The sequence below is a fragment of the Streptomyces sp. BBFR102 genome, assembly GCF_051397025.1.
Lineage (GTDB): Bacteria > Actinomycetota > Actinomycetes > Streptomycetales > Streptomycetaceae > Streptomyces.
On sequence record NZ_CP195757.1, the window covers coordinates 659,560 to 673,994 of the forward strand.

General features: G+C 69.6%; 11 protein-coding genes. 4 read left to right on the forward strand and 7 right to left on the reverse strand.

All coding sequences use genetic code 11. The features are described from left to right. Positions 1–200: 200 nt before the first annotated feature. From ACSLIC_RS03055 to ACSLIC_RS03065, 3 genes are all read right to left on the reverse strand, one after another. Positions 201–725 carry an AAA family ATPase gene (locus tag ACSLIC_RS03055; RefSeq protein ID WP_436736115.1) on the reverse strand — a complete coding sequence of 175 codons (525 nt, stop codon included), beginning with the start codon at positions 723–725 and terminating at the stop codon, positions 201–203. A gap of 27 nt (positions 726–752) precedes the next feature. After that, positions 753–1,328 (reverse strand): histidine phosphatase family protein, encoded by a 576-nt coding sequence (locus ACSLIC_RS03060; RefSeq protein WP_436736116.1) that lies wholly within the window; start codon positions 1,326–1,328, stop codon positions 753–755. A 107-nt stretch (positions 1,329–1,435) separates the two neighbouring features. Next, the gene (locus tag ACSLIC_RS03065) at positions 1,436–1,906 is read right to left on the reverse strand and encodes a GNAT family N-acetyltransferase (protein WP_436736117.1); all 471 of its coding nucleotides are present in this window, start codon (positions 1,904–1,906) and stop codon (positions 1,436–1,438) included. A gap of 625 nt (positions 1,907–2,531) precedes the next feature. Here ACSLIC_RS03065 and ACSLIC_RS03070 point away from each other — a divergent pair. After that, positions 2,532–3,392 (forward strand): 3-hydroxybutyryl-CoA dehydrogenase, encoded by an 861-nt coding sequence (locus tag ACSLIC_RS03070; RefSeq protein ID WP_436736118.1) that lies wholly within the window; start codon positions 2,532–2,534, stop codon positions 3,390–3,392. 611 nt (positions 3,393–4,003) lie between these two features. Continuing rightward, positions 4,004–4,810, forward strand: a complete 807-nt coding sequence (locus ACSLIC_RS03075; protein WP_436736119.1) for an IS5 family transposase — start codon at positions 4,004–4,006, stop codon at positions 4,808–4,810. Between the two features lie 90 nt (positions 4,811–4,900). Here ACSLIC_RS03075 and ACSLIC_RS03080 read toward each other — a convergent pair whose 3' ends face one another. The 4 genes from ACSLIC_RS03080 to ACSLIC_RS03095 form a co-directional block, all read right to left on the reverse strand. Beyond that, on the reverse strand, positions 4,901–7,480 hold the full coding sequence (locus ACSLIC_RS03080; protein WP_436736120.1) for a GmrSD restriction endonuclease domain-containing protein: 2,580 nt from the start codon (positions 7,478–7,480) through the stop codon (positions 4,901–4,903). A gap of 220 nt (positions 7,481–7,700) precedes the next feature. After that, the gene (locus ACSLIC_RS03085; protein WP_376082615.1) at positions 7,701–7,925 is read right to left on the reverse strand and encodes a hypothetical protein; all 225 of its coding nucleotides are present in this window, start codon (positions 7,923–7,925) and stop codon (positions 7,701–7,703) included. A 194-nt stretch (positions 7,926–8,119) separates the two neighbouring features. Continuing rightward, positions 8,120–9,811, reverse strand: a complete 1,692-nt coding sequence (locus tag ACSLIC_RS03090; protein ID WP_436736121.1) for a TIGR04141 family sporadically distributed protein — start codon at positions 9,809–9,811, stop codon at positions 8,120–8,122. Positions 9,812–9,910: 99 nt separating this feature from the next. After that, positions 9,911–10,183 (reverse strand): hypothetical protein, encoded by a 273-nt coding sequence (locus tag ACSLIC_RS03095; protein ID WP_436736122.1) that lies wholly within the window; start codon positions 10,181–10,183, stop codon positions 9,911–9,913. Positions 10,184–10,661: 478 nt separating this feature from the next. Between ACSLIC_RS03095 and ACSLIC_RS03100 the strand changes: the two genes are divergently transcribed. Together ACSLIC_RS03100 and ACSLIC_RS03105 are read left to right on the forward strand one after the other, a co-directional pair. Then, positions 10,662–12,764: a hypothetical protein gene (locus ACSLIC_RS03100; RefSeq protein ID WP_436736123.1), complete on the forward strand. Its 2,103-nt coding sequence runs from the start codon at positions 10,662–10,664 to the stop codon at positions 12,762–12,764. A 27-nt stretch (positions 12,765–12,791) separates the two neighbouring features. Then, positions 12,792–14,417 carry a type I restriction-modification system subunit M gene (locus ACSLIC_RS03105; protein WP_436736124.1) on the forward strand — a complete coding sequence of 542 codons (1,626 nt, stop codon included), beginning with the start codon at positions 12,792–12,794 and terminating at the stop codon, positions 14,415–14,417. Positions 14,418–14,435: the final 18 nt, after the last annotated feature.

Consider the following 14,435-nt stretch of genomic DNA (forward strand, 5'->3'; position numbering starts at 1 on the left):
CGGCTCACCCGCCCGCACGACGCCGGCGGTGACGCCGAGGCCAGGCCCGATGATTCCGCTGGCCGCGGGGGTGGGCCCGAACCGTCCTCTCCCCTCCTGCCCCGAGGGCATCGGGCGTCGAGGCGGGCGCCCTCCAGGCGTCGCCGCCCGTGGGTGGCGGCACGCTGGGCCCGGCCGTCCCGCTCATCCCGTACGGACCGTCAGTCGCCCCCGCCCGCCGCGATCACCGCCGCCGCCTGAGCCGGGGTGAGGTGGGTGGTGTCGATCACCTCGGCGCTACGGCGCAGCCACGGCAGGGCCTCGCGGTACGGCTCGCGGTGGCGCAGGCGCCAGGGCCCGGCGGTGGCGCTCTCGGGTGCGGTGTCGGTGCGGATGCGGTGGGTGAGGGCGTCGGGGTCGCAGTGGAGCAGGACGTGCCGGACCGGTACGTCCTGCTCGGCGAAGCCCGCCGACAGCTCCGCCCAGTACTCCTCACTGAGCACGGTCTGCGGGATGAGCAGGGTGCCCCCGGTGTACCGGAGGACCTGGGCGGCGGTGGCGACGACCACGCCGCGCCACGGCGGCCAGTCCTGGAAGTTCCCGACCGGTTCGGAGACGAGGACCGGGCCGAGCAGGGCGCCCACCGACTCGGTGTCGAAGACCCGGGAACCGGGCAGGAGGGCGGCCAGTTCGCGGGTGGTGGTGGTCTTGCCCGCGCCGTAGGTGCCGTTCAGCCAGATGATCACCCCGGTGAAGATAGCAGTTCGGTCCGCTCAGCGCGGGGTTTCCAGCCGCAGGCTCCAGCGGCCGGGGTGGCCGGTGAGGGTGACGGCGGACAGGGGGCCGGGGTCGACGTTCCAGTAGGCGGCCGGGGGTGCGTTGAGGGCGTAGACCAGCAGGGCGCGGACGACGGCGGGTTCGGCGACGGCCGCCAGGGCGCCCCCGTCCTCGAAGGGGCGGGTGTCGAGCCAGCCGCCGGCCCGGGTGACGAGGTCGAGCAGGCTCTCCCCGCCGTGCGGTGCGGCGCGGGGGTCGCGGAGCCAGGTGTCGACGGCGAGCGGGTCGTGCGCCGCGACCTCGCCGAGGGTCAGCCCGCGCCAGGTGCCCATGTCCCAGTCGCTGAGGGCGGGCTGGACGAGCGGGGCGAAGCCCAGGGCGTCGCCGGTGGCCCGGCTGCGGTGGGTCGGGGAGCAGTAGCGGAGGCCGGCGGCGGCGAGCGGGACCAGGGCGTGCGCGGCGAGCTGCACGGTGTGCCAGGCGGCCTGGTCCAGCGGGCGGTCGTCGGCGAACCGCTCGGCGAGGCGCGAGGCACCGAGCGGTGCTGTGACGAGCGTCACCCGAACATGCATGCGGCGATCGTGGAGGGCATCGCGCCCGGGGTCAAGAGGGCCTGCCCCATGAAGCGTTGGGGAAGAATGCCGCTGCCGCGTCCGCCACGGCCCACCGCTCGCCGCGATCAGCCGCCGAGCACCATCCACTGCTCGGGACGAGCCAGCGGGGTGAAGCCCAGCCTGGCGTAGACCGCGTGGGCGTCGTCGGTGGTGAGCAGGACGCGGCGCATGCCCTGCGGAGCCCGTCGGACCACGTCGTCGAGGACGGCGGCCACGAACGACGTACCGAGACCCCGCCCCCGGGCCTCAGGTGCGACGTAGACGTCGCAGAGGTAGGCGAAGGCGGCCAGGTCGGTGACGACCCGCGCGCATCCCACCTGCGCGCCGGACTCCTCCTCGTACACCCCGTAGACCAGGGACCCGGCGAGCATCTGGGCCTGGGCCTCGCGGCTGCGGCCCATCGCCCAGTAGGCGTCGGTGGAGAGCCAGCGGTGGACGAGGTCCGCGTCGAAGCGGCCGGGGTCGGCGGAGCAGACGTACCCCGAGGGCAGCGGGTGGCGGGCGGTGGCGTCGAGGAGTTCGCGGGTGTCGATCACGCGGCGATGTTCGCAGGGGGGACGGGGCGCGCGCAGCCGGATGACGAAGGCACCGGCCGCCCTCCCGGGACGGCCCGCACCGACGGGTGACGCCTGAGCACAGGCCGCACCCGGCCGGCGGGCCCCTTCGGCGATCTCGGCCGTCCCGGCGGGCGCGTCGCGGCCGAGGCCCCGGTGGACGGCGGGCGGCTCGGCGCAGAAGTGCGGTCTGCCGGGGGCGACCGCGACCGATCGCCCCGAGGCGCCGCGCGCGCGTGCCGCCGGCACCCTGCGCGGCGCCGCCGCCACGGAACGCCACCGATCACCGGCGCACCAGGCCCCACCGGCCCCACGCGGAGGGGTGCGGATACTCACAGCCGCCCTCCCTCACCCCGGAACCACTCCACCCACGTACCCCGCGCGAGGCCGGTGCCAGCACGCTCCAGGCCACCCCGCACACCCCGTTCCACACCACTTGAGCACTTCCTGACATTTGCCCATGTATGCGGCTTCCCGCAGGCCGGAGATGGCGCCCCACCTCGCCACAGGAGCACTCGTCCGGAGTAACGTTCAGCGTTCCGGCTACGTCCGCCCAACTGGACGTAGCCGGTCCGAAGATCAGCGAGAGACACGAGGGACGGACTCGATGGCGGATATCGCACGCGTCGGCGTAGTCGGCTGCGGCCAGATGGGAGCGGGCATCGCCGAGGTGTTCGCCCGTTCCGGGCTCGACGTGATGGTCGCCGAGACCACCGGCGAGGCCCTGGAGATCGGCCGCACCCGCCTGCAGAACTCCCTGACCAAGGCTGCGGCGCGCGGGAAGATCACCGAGGACGAGCTGACCGAGACCCTGGAGCGGCTGACCTTCACCACCGACCTCGGCGAGTTCGCCGACCGGGATCTCGTGATCGAGGCCGTGGTGGAGAACGAGCAGGTCAAGACGGAGATCTTCCAGGTCTTGGACCAGGTCGTGACCCGCGAGGACGCCATCCTGGCCTCCAACACCTCCTCCATCCCGCTGGTCAAGCTGGCCGTGGCGACCAGCCGCCCCGACCAGGTCATCGGCATCCACTTCTTCAACCCGGCTCCCGTTCAGAGCCTGGTCGAGCTGATCCCGGCGCTGACCACCTCCGAGGGCACCATCAGCCGCGCCCAGGCCGTCGTGGAGAAGCTCCTCGGCAAGCACGCGATCCGCGCCCAGGACCGCTCCGGCTTCGTCGTCAACGCGCTGCTGATCCCGTACCTCCTCTCCGCCATCCGCATGTTCGAGTCAGGCATCGCCAGCCGCGAGGACATCGACAACGGCATGGAACTCGGCTGCGCCCACCCCATGGGCCCCCTCAAGCTCTCCGACCTGATCGGCCTCGACACCGTCGCCTCGGTCGCCGACTCCATGTACGCCGAGTACAAGGAGCCCCTGTACGCCGCTCCCCCGCTGCTCCAGCGGATGGTCGACGCGGGCCGGCTCGGCCGCAAGACGGGGTCGGGGTTCTACGCGTACGGCTGACCGCCTGTCCGCGGGCCCGGCGCTCACGCTGCCGGGCCCGTGGGGGCACGTTCCCCGAGGTCAGGGCCGTGTGCGGCCCCGAAGAGCCTCGTCTCCTACTGTCGACCCGACGCCGTGCCGGAGCGCTATGGAGCGACGGCGCGGATGCGCGGGCCCGAAGCCCTGGGCCTTTCAGCGCTGTCGCAGCCTTCCGTGCTTGTACTGCGAAAACTCCCTCGGATGTCCCTCCGACAGAGCTGAAAGTCCCTGAAAAGTCCCTGGCAACTCGGACCTGGGACCTACGCATTACGAGACCATGAGCGACCATGTTTCCTGGTGCCTCGTCGTGCTGTCCAGTAACGTCTTGCCTGATCAAAGCATGTGCAGCAGGTTGGCCCGTGTCACCCCGTGATGCACGATCCAAAGGCGTCTGTCCACCGGCGGACCTGCCGCCGGGGCGCCCGGTAGCTTGCCACCGACTTGCCCGAGTGGTTGCCGATGAGTCGACTAGGCCACAAAACGTGGTTATGGGAGTTCCACAACCACTCATTGAGCCTCTTTCATCCTGTGCTGGAGGGTGAAATGGGCTGGTCAGTAGGAGTGGTGACGAGACAGGGCCCCTTGTCGTTGGCGTGGTGATTCCACTCATCACACCGGCGACCGAAGGGGCCCTGTTGGTTCCGTATCCTGCCATGCTCGACGTCCCGCACGAGCTGGTTGAGCATGTGGCCTGGTTGCTGTACGAGCACCGCCAGGCCCGCAACACCCGCTGGCGCAAGCTCGGCTGCTTCAAGCAGGCACTGCTCGCGCTGGTCCACCTGCGGAAGAACGAGACGTTCTCGCAGCTCGGAGCCGGGTTCGGGATATCTCAGGCCACTGCCTGGCGGTATGTCGACGAGACCTTGGACGTGCTGGTTTCCTGGGCACCCGGCCTCCACGAAGCCCTCACCGGCCTCGGTGAAAGCGACCACGTCATCGTTGACGGCACCCTCATCCCCACCGACCGGATCGGTGCGGACGAGCCGTACTACTCGATGAAACACCGCAAGCACGGTATGAACGTGCAGGTCATCGCCCGCCCCGACGGAACACCGCTGTGGTTCTCCCGCGCGACACCCGGCCGGACCCACGATCTGACCGCGGCCCGTGCCCACGGCATCATCCAGGCCTGCCTCACCCGACAGATCCTCGTCCTCGCCGACCGCGCCTACCAGGGCGCCGGCGCCACCTTCCGAACCCCGTACTACCACCACCGCGAACAGCCCGAGCACTACCAGCAGTTCAACCGCGACCACGCCCGGCTGAGAGCGCCGGGTGAGCGAGCCTTCTCCCAGCTGAAGTCCTGGCGAGTCCTCCGGCGAGCCAGATGCTCCACCCGGCGTATCGGCACTATCGTCCAGGCCGTCCACACACTGCTGACCTGCAACTATTCAGGATGAAAGAGGCTCAGTGATAGAGCTCCGCATCTCAGCCTGAATACTCGGCACATCAACATGCGCGCCCACCAGCCCCGGTGCCGAAGTCGGAGCTCAGGACACGTCCCGGCCGATCCAGCGGTCCCGGAACCAGGTCAGAGTCTCAGCGAGCGCGTCGCGGTTCCCGTCCTTCTCCAGCAAGGCCAACCGGAAGTTGGGACGCAAGTCCAGCTTCCCCTCCGGGATGTCGACGCCGTCCAAACCGTTGACGCGGCCGAGGAGCTCCGCGCGCAGCAGGCGGTCGGTGAAGGGCTCGCGGGTGGCGAGGTACTGGAAGACCACCTCCGCCGAACCACCGCGTCCACCACCGGGGTAGAGCACCAGCGGCCAGATCCCGGCGCCGGGGAGTCCTGCCGCACCCAGCATCAGGAAGGCACTGGTAGTGACGTGGCCGGCCCCATAGCCGACCCAGCCGCCCAGTTCCTCCCACCGGGCGAGAAGAGTACGCACCGCGCCCACAGTCTCGGGGGTGTCGTCCGCGGCGAGCTGGCGGAGGAACCGCTCGGCCCGGGTCTCCCCCTCTGGCTCCGCTCCATCGCGCCCCGCCGCCACCGCGCCCTCCGAAGACTGCTCCTGGTCGGGATCGGCCAGCAGCAGTGCCAGGTCGGTGCTGGTCAAGCGTTGCGCGGGGTCCGCGGCCCCGGTCTGGGTGAAGTGGATGCCGTCGGCGCTCAGTCGCGCCCGTACGTCCTCACCCTCCGGCTGCGGGCCGGCCCAGCGAAAGCCGTCGGCGATCCGGCCCTCCGCGTTGAGGACGCGGTAGGCCTGCACGACGCCCGTGGTCTGGGCAAGGTGGTTGCCCACCGCCTGGGCGCCGGAGCCGATGTACGCGGCGAGGTCACCGTACGACGTCCAGGTGCCGTGCGGCAGGGCGGCGAGGACCTGGTGGACGAGCTGCCAGTCGCGGCTCCGCTCGGCTCGGCCCACCCCGCGCAGCGGGGACGGCCACAGCGCGAGCGCCCGCTCGGCCAACTCGTCGGCGCGGGCGCCGATCTCGCGGGCGCCCCAGCGGTCGGTGGCGGCGATGCGGCGGTTCATCTCCAGGTGGCTGCTGTGCAGCAGGTCCTGCTTGCGGTCGAAGGGATGGTTGGAGAGCTCGGAGTTCTGGGCGGTGAGGGTCAGGTTGCCCAGGGTGTGCTGGAGTCGGGCGTGCACGTCCTGTGGGGTCTCGCCGTCGATGGCGTCCTCGGCGAGAACTTGAAGCCAGTCGTCGCCCGCCGACTGCGGCAGGACGTGCTCGATGGTGAGTTTCGCGGCGGCAAAGTCCACAGGCTCAGGGTGGTCGTAGCTCTCCTCCAGCCGCTGGAGGACCAGTTTGCGCTGCTCCGGCCGGCCGTACAGGTAGAAGGGCGCGGTCCTGAACTTCTCGCGCAGTTCGTCGTCGTCGGGCCAGTAGCGGTTGCTGGCGGAGAGGAGCTGACGCAGCCCGTCGGCGACGGGGGCGTCTAGCGGAAGCTGGGCGGGAACCGACTGGAAGATCCGGTTGAGGTTGTTTGGCGGTACGCGACACACGGTGCGGCGTACCAGAAAGCTCTCGATGTACGACAGGGCGCGGGCCGTCTCCGCCGAGTCGGTCTCTCCACGTTCGCGGCGGTCGAGCAGCAGCATCAGCGCCGGGTACGTGGCCGCGGCCTCCCAGGCGTCGAGTCGGCGAAGGTGGGCACGGACGGCCGGATCGCCCTCCTCGTCGGGGCGGACCACCTTACGGAAGTGCATGGACCGCCGGTGCAGTTCTTTCACGTACGCCTCGATGTCCGCTTCCCCGACCACGGTCTGCTCGAAACGGTGCTGCTGAGCCGCGTACAGGTCCTGGCGGCGGACTCGGTCGTCGCCGTCAAGCACGAGCTGCAGCCACATGAGCTGTTCGAGCTCTTTGTTGCTCAGGCTTGCCTGGAGCGGCAGCCAGTACGTCTCGTATACCAGTTCGCCACGGGTCGGCAGCCGCATGAAGAGGTAGTTGCGCAGCAGGTCGGCCTGGCTGAGCTTGAGGCCGGTGTTGTTGAGGGACTCGAAGATGCGGTGGACGTTGTCACCGGCCTCGGCGGTCACCGCGACCAGGGTGAGCCGGGAGGTGATCGCCTGCTCGATCCGGAGGACGTCCTGCGGGTCGGCGGGGTCCTCCGCCTCAACGAGCTTGCGGCGGAAGAAGCGGTAGGCGACCGACACGTTGTCCCCCGCCGCCTGCCCTTCGTGGGTGCCTCGGATGTGCGCGGCGTAGTTCGGCCGGTCGGCCTGGGTGGGCAGGAGACGGAACCGGTCGTTCTCGTTCTTCCGCTTGTTGATCAGGTATTCCTCGTCAATCCGCTCGGCCTCGTCCGGCCGGCTCTGGGCGAGGTGGTCCCGGATGGCGGCGAGTGCGAGGGAGATCGTGGTCAGCCGCTGCTGGCCGTCGACCACCAGCCAGCGAGGGAACGTCGCCTCGTTTTGCGGGGACGGGGCAAGCACCACGGAGCCGAGGAAGTGCGCGCTCGCTTTTTCCCCGGTCTCCAGCAGGTCCACCTGATCGAGGATGTCGCTCCACAGCTGAGCCAACTGCTTCTCTGTCCAGGAGTACGTCCGCTGGTAGAGCGGCACCTGGAACTGTTGAGCTCGCCCCTGCACGAGGTCGGCGAACAGCGTCTCTTTGGCCTGCACAGTGGTACCCGCTCCCCTTGGATTCCCTCGACCCCACACCCATACGCCCCGCACAGTGGCGCCTGGAAGACCGACAATAGGGCGTGCCACCAACGCTCTTCCGCAAAACGACCGAGATCGGGCAACGAGACGTGGGAGCGGCGACGAGCAGGACTCGGGCGTCGTGGTTGCGCGATAGGTCGGTCCCCGGCTCTGCGCTGGAAGAGGCGGGGATTGTCCGTCAGCGCCCTCCCTGCTGGGCGCGGCGCCGGGCCGAAGGCGCGGGCGCCGGTGGCGGGGGCTCGGGGCTGTCCTTCATCAAGTCCAGCAGCCGGAATGCGCGTTCGCTGGTCTCGCGGGGTGCGCACAGCGCGGCCAGGAGCAAGACTCCGACAGTGGCCAGTCGGGCGGTGAACAGCACCGCGTCCATGTCGGTGTCCACTGCGTGCTGGTCTGTGGTCTTCATCGGCGTTCTTCCTCTCATTGAGCCGACGCCCGGCACGCCGGGCGTACGGGCTACCGTCCGGGCTGCGGTTCCGCTGCGGACCCTGGGGCCTGTTACAGGGAGCTGCGTGAGGCCGGTCCGTGGTTCTTGCAGCGGCGGGCTGTCACCTTCCGCCAGGGCGCGGTCTGCCGTCGGGTAGATCCCCGGGGCACTGCCTACGCGGCGTCGGCAAGACCGCCGTCAGCGGCCGATCCGGCCGCGCTGATGCCCACGACCTCAAGCGAGACGCCGCGCGCGGCCAGCGCCTTCGCCGTCTGAGCGAGGGTGATCTGGGAGAAACCGAAGAGGGAATCAGGGGTGAGTTCGGCTCCGGTCTTCAGGTGGATGGCGAGGACGAGGCGCTTGGGGAGGAAGTCGTCGGGCAGCGTGCGCCGGCCGTCGCTCGCGATGCGAACGCGCTGGGCGAAGTTCGCGCGGGCGACCGCGGAGTCGTACAGGACCTCGACGGCTACCCGGGCCTGGTTGTAGAGGTGGCTGAGGGCACCGGAGCCACGGGCCTGCTTGACGAGGACGAGCGTGTCGTCCTGCGTGAGGAAGTCGCAGATCTCGATCTGGTCGCTGGGCTTCGCCGGGTTGGGAATGGTCTTGCAGTCGAGCACGACCCAGTTTTCCCAACCGACGGTCCGGGCCGTCTTCTTGTTGTAGGGCGTCTCCGACATTCCGCGAGGCCAGGCCGGCAGGACGACAGAAGGAACGGGAGCGAACAGCCGCTGCACCTCGGTGTGGAGGGAGGCGAGGTACGAGGCCCCGAACTCGTACCACTCGCCGTCCAGCAGGCAGAAGACGTGGGAGCCGAGGGAGACGGTGGCCTCGATCCAGCGCAGGGTTCCGACGGTGGCGATCACGTCGTCCGGCGCGCTCCGCCTGCGGCGCTCCCGAAGGAGCTTGACGGTGCCGGACTTGAGGGCTTCAAGGCGGCTCCCGGAGGGGAGATACCGGACGCGGCCGAGCACGTAACCGAGGTCGAACGCGTCCGACTCGAAGCTCCCGTCGCTGTTGATCCGCGTGCGGTAGGTGGCGGCCTCCGCGTCGTTGCGCAGGTGGCCGAAGGGCACGGTCTCGGCGATACGGCCGTCGGCGGGCAGGCCGAGCTGGTCGTCCAGCGCCCGCTCGAGCTGGGTGAGGACGGTCTCGTCCTTGACCGGGACGATGTGCTCGACGAACTCAAGGTCCTGATGCGGCAGGCGTTCGGTGCAAGCGCGGGCGATCTGGCGGATGTCGGAGACCAGGTCCGTCGGCGCGACCCCGAGGGGCAGGCGCAGTCCGCAGCCGCCCAGCACGCTGAATCCTCCGGCCCTGCCCTTGAGGGTCCGCGTGAGCGGGGCGTCGTTGAGGTAGCCGCCGAGACTGCGCACGATCCGGGTGTGGTCGCCGAGGCCGAGCGCGGGCACGGGAGCACCGTTGGGAACAAGGGAGATGTCCGTGCGAGCCTGACCGAGGATTCCGGAGACGGCACCGCGGACGAGGGTCGGGTCGATCTCCCGGATCGCGAAGGACAGGCCGAACCGCTTGTCCTTGAGCTGCTCGGGGATGAGCCGGTACCCCTGGTCACAGCCGATGGCGTACACCTGGCCGTCGACGGCGAGCAGCAGCAGGGCGGCGGTGCGACGTACAGCCTCGGTGACGGGGATCCCGGTGGTGCGGGCCATCTGCTCGCACCAGCCGGCCTCATCCTGCTCCATGCCGCAGGTGAGGTAGACCGCCGGCACTCCGAGGCTGTCAGGCGTGTGCAGTTCCGCGCCGAGTGCGCTCAGGTAGTCGTGATCAAGGGCGTCGTACATGGCTTCCCTGGTGGGGGCCACGCCGTGAAGCCGGTAAAGGGTGCGCGAGACGGTGGTGGGTGCCATGAGGGGCCTCCGGAGTGTTGAGGGGGCGTGAAACGCATGCGGTGGACAAGAGATCGGGCCTTACGAGAAGAACGCGGAGGAAGGAAACGGCCGGGGGTTTCAGGCCGCGGTGACGGTCGGGGCGTTGGGCAGCTTCCTGCCTGCATCGTCGATGGCACGCCGGGCGGTGCGCTCCGCGATGCGGCCGGTCGCCCGGCGCGCGAGGTTGGCGAGGGTGTCGGCGGTCTCGTTGAGTTCGTGGCCTATGTGGCCCTTGAGCCAGCGGACGTCGACGCGTCCGGCGTGCGGGAGGAGCCGTTCGAGAAGGCTGCCGCTACCAGGGAAGAGCAGGGCCCGGTGTGCGGGATCAGGCGATCCCTCGGTGAGGGTCATGCGGAGGCGCGTCGTCGTCCTGTGCGCACGGCCGAGAGCGCTGCTTCACGGAATGCCGATGATCTCGGCTTCGCCTCCTTATGTGAGACACGCCTTGTGACGGCTCGCCTTCTGCGGCGCGCCCGGCTCGTCCATGAAGCCGCGTACCTGGGGCGGGCCGGGCTCCTGAAGTAGCGGGGGGAGGTCATGTCGGTCTCCGGTCTGCCAGTTCGGCGCCGGACTCGAATGAGGCCGGTGTCCCGATCGATGTCGTCGTGCTGACAGGGACCAAAGTGGCAGAACTCAAGGCAGGTGATGTCCTACAAGGCCGATAACCCGGGTTATCAGACATCTGAAGTTGAATGAGTGATTCCGCAAGTACTGTGTGCAGAGTTCTGAGGTGCCGCATCCGCGAAGGGTGTCGGGAGCGTCCATGAGGAGGGAGCGGAGCGAAATGACCGGTGCGCATGGAGCGGCTGCTCCCATCCTGCCGGAGGTTATGTCCGGGCGGATCAGTTACGCGGAAATCGCAACACTCGCGCAGGTCAAGCGGCCCGTCGTCACCACCTGGGCCCGCCGGCACGCCGACTTCCCGCAGCCCGTAGGTAACGAGGGCGGCAGTCCGGTCTTCGACGGTCGTGCTGTCGTCGAATGGCTCCTGACCACCGGCCGGGGCAAATCCGACGCTCGCCAGCTCCGGGCCGAACTGGCTCTACACACCTTGTCCTCCTGGTGCCGGCGAATGCCCGCCAGGACGATGCTCGACGGAGTGACGGCGCTGATCCACCTGCGGTACGAACTGGACGAGCCCCTGGCCGATCTCGGCTGGGACGCGCTCCTGCAACGGGCCGACGAGATCGACTTCGAGGACACGTACATCCGCCGGGAGGTATTCGCGCTCACCGCTGACGACGCGGCCGGGCAGGCTCTCGCAGGCCTCGCCGACGAGCTCATCGAAGCGGCCTACTCCCCCGCCGAGGCCGTCGAGTGGGTCATGGAAGCCCGCCGCCGGCTGGGCTGCCACGACCTCGCCATGGACGAGCCCGCATCCGCCGTCACCACGACTCTGGCCCGTCTCTCCGGCATCGCCACTTTGGACGAGGACGCGGAGGACTTCATCGTCGCCGTTCCCTACGCGAACAGCGGCGACCTCCTGATAGCCCTGCACGCGCAGACCGACCCCGAGGCCCGCCCCTTCTTCCTGGCCGCCGAACCCACCCACGACCTCGCCCGTCTCGCGCGGCGCCGCATGCTCGTCCGCGGCGTCCAGGAGTACGAACTGGACGTGGCCGACGGTCAGCACCTGGCGACCGACGACTGGGGGTATCCCCGCGTCATCGTCTGCGTCCTTCCCTACGGGGCGGCCGAGACGCGGGACCCGCTCGCCGTTCTCCAGCAGGTCCAGGACCTGACCGATCTACTGACCGACCACTGCACGGCCGTCGTCCTCGGCCCTTCCGACGCCCTGGTCCATGCGCTGCCCCTGCGGGAGGAGGCCGACCGCCTGCGGCGCTCCTTCCTCACCGAGGGCCTCCTCAAGGCCGCAGTCGGCCTCCCCGAGGGCGCTGTCCCCTACCGTCCCGCCTACCGCAGCGCGATCTGGGTCCTATGCCGTACACCGAAGGACGAGCGGCACGGTCAGATCCTGCTGGCCGACCTCTCCTCCAAGCCGCTCACGGCGCCCTTCCTGGACGCCCTGGTCGAGGACCTCGATATCTTCCGTACCGCGGGCTGGAGGGCCGACGGACGCCACGAGCCCCGCAACGGCGAGATCCTCGCCGCGACCGAACTCCGCGACCGGCCCGGCACCGCCTTCGCCCCCCAGCTCCGCACGGTCGCCCGTCGCTACACGCGCGCGGTCGTGGAGCGTCCGGCCCGCATCTCGGACCTGGAATTGCGCCTGGCCCAGCTCGCGGACAAGGCGCGCCTCGAACTCTCCCTCGCAAACGAGCTCAGGGCGCACGCCGTCCTGCGTCCCGAGGAGCGTCCCTTCCGGCGCACCAGCGTGTCGGTCCTCATCAAACAGCGTCGTCTGCGCCGCCTGCCCGGTCACCGCATCGCCCCCGAGCATCTGACCGTTGACGGCCACTACCCCGTGCTGACCCCCGACGAGATCACCGGCTCTGGCGCCGCAGGAGCCCGCCGTATCGATCGCGGGGTGCTCCTCACCGCCTACGAGCACGCCGACTTCACCCAGCCCGGCGACGTGGTGGTCACAGCCACCCCGTCGTTCGGCGCGTGCGTGGACGAAGAGGGCCTGTCGGTGGTCGGCTTCCCAGCGCGCGTGCTGCGGGTACGACCCGCAGCCGAACGCCCCGTACGGCCGCGCGTGCTCGCCGCGCTGCTCCGGGCCGCCGCGACGGAGTACGCGCGGGTCGGCGGGGCGGTGCGGACGGCCCGTCGCATAGAGGACCTCCCGATCCCCGACCTAGACCAGGAGGAAGCCGACCGGTACGAGGCCCTCCTCGCCGAGATCGGCCGCCGTACCGCCCTGCTCCGGCAGCAGACCGCGGCTCTGGACGACCTCGCCGCACTGACCGCCGCCGGCCTCACCGACGGCACTCTCACGCTCATCGAACCACCCGCATCCTTCCGTTTCTGACCTCTCTTAAGGAGACCCGAGACCCCCATGCCCCCCCGACAGAAGAAGCCCGTCGACCAGGTGGAACTGTTCACCGCCTCGACCGCGAAAGAGATCCAGGCCATCCTCTGGAAGGCCGCCGACAAGCTGCGCGGCTCCATGGACGCCGCCCAGTACAAGGAGTTCGTCCTCGGCCTGATCTTCCTCAAGTACATCTCCGACGCCTTCGACGAGCGCCGTGAACAGCTCGCGAAGGAGCTCGCCGACGACGGGATCTCCGAGGACCGCCTCGCCGAGTTCCTGGAGGACCAGGACGAGTACACCGGCCACAACGTCTTCTGGGTCCCCGAGACTGCCCGCTGGTCCTGGATCGCCGCCAACGCCAAGAGCAAGGGCGTCGGCCTCCTCCTCGACGAAGCCATGGACGTCATCATGCGGGCGAACCCCTCACTGACTGCCGTCCTCCCGAAGATCTTCAACCGGGACAACGTCGACCAGAAGCGGCTGGCCGAGCTCGTCGACCTCATCAGCGACGCCCGCTTCGGCGGGGGCAGCGACGCCAAGCCGGCCCAGGACGTGCTCGGCGAGGTTTACGAGTACTTCCTCGGCAACTTCGCCCGCGCGGAGGGCAAGCGCGGCGGTGAGTTCTACACGCCGAGCAGCGTGGTCCGTCTCATCGTCGAGATCCTGGAACCGTACGAGGGCCGGGTGTACGACCCGGCCTGCGGCTCCGGCGGCATGTTCGTCCAGGCCGGCAAATTCATCGAGGCGCACCGCGGTCGCGGCCACAAGTCCGACATCGCGGTCTACGGCCAGGAGCTCAACGAGCGCACCTGGCGCCTGGCCAAGATGAACCTCGCCATCCACGGCATCGACGGCGACCTGTCCTCCCGCTGGGGCGACACCTTCGACCAGGACCGGCACCCGGACCTCAAGGCCGACTTCGTCATGGCCAACCCCCCGTTCAACATCAAGGACTGGTCGAGGAACGAGAACGACCCGCGCTGGAAGTACGGGGTCCCGCCGAAAGCCAACGCGAACTACGCGTGGCTCCAGCACATCCTGAGCAAGCTTGGCGAGCGAGGCACCGGCGGTGTCGTCCTCGCGAACGGCTCGATGAGCAGCCATCAGAGCGGCGAGGGCGAGATTCGGCGCGCGATGGTCGACGCCGACCAGGTGGCGTGCATGGTGGCCCTGCCGTCGCAGCTGTTCCGGACCACCCAGATCCCGGCCTGCCTGTGGTTCCTGGCCAAAGACAAGGGCCCGCAAGGCCCGAAGCGCCTGGCCGACCGTCGTGGGGAGATCCTCTTCATCGACGCACGCGGCCTGGGCGAGATGATCGACCGCACGGAGCGCGACCTAACGGCAGCCGACCTCGCGAAGATCGCTGACACGTACCACGCATGGCGCGGGACGCAGTCGGCGCGCGAGGGAAGGCTTTCATACGAGGACGAGCCGGGCTTCTGCGCCTCGGCGGAGCTGGAGACGGTCCGCGAGCACGGGTACGTCCTGACGCCGGGGCGGTACGTGGGCGCGGTCGAGGTAGAGGAAGAGAGAGCGGAGGCGGTCGCGGAGAGGATCGCGAAGCTGACGGAGGAGCTGTACGGGCTCTTCGACAAGTCGGACGAGCTGGCGAAGACAGTGCGCGAGCAGCTGGGGAGGGTCAATGTCTGAGTGGCGGAAGGTTTCAGT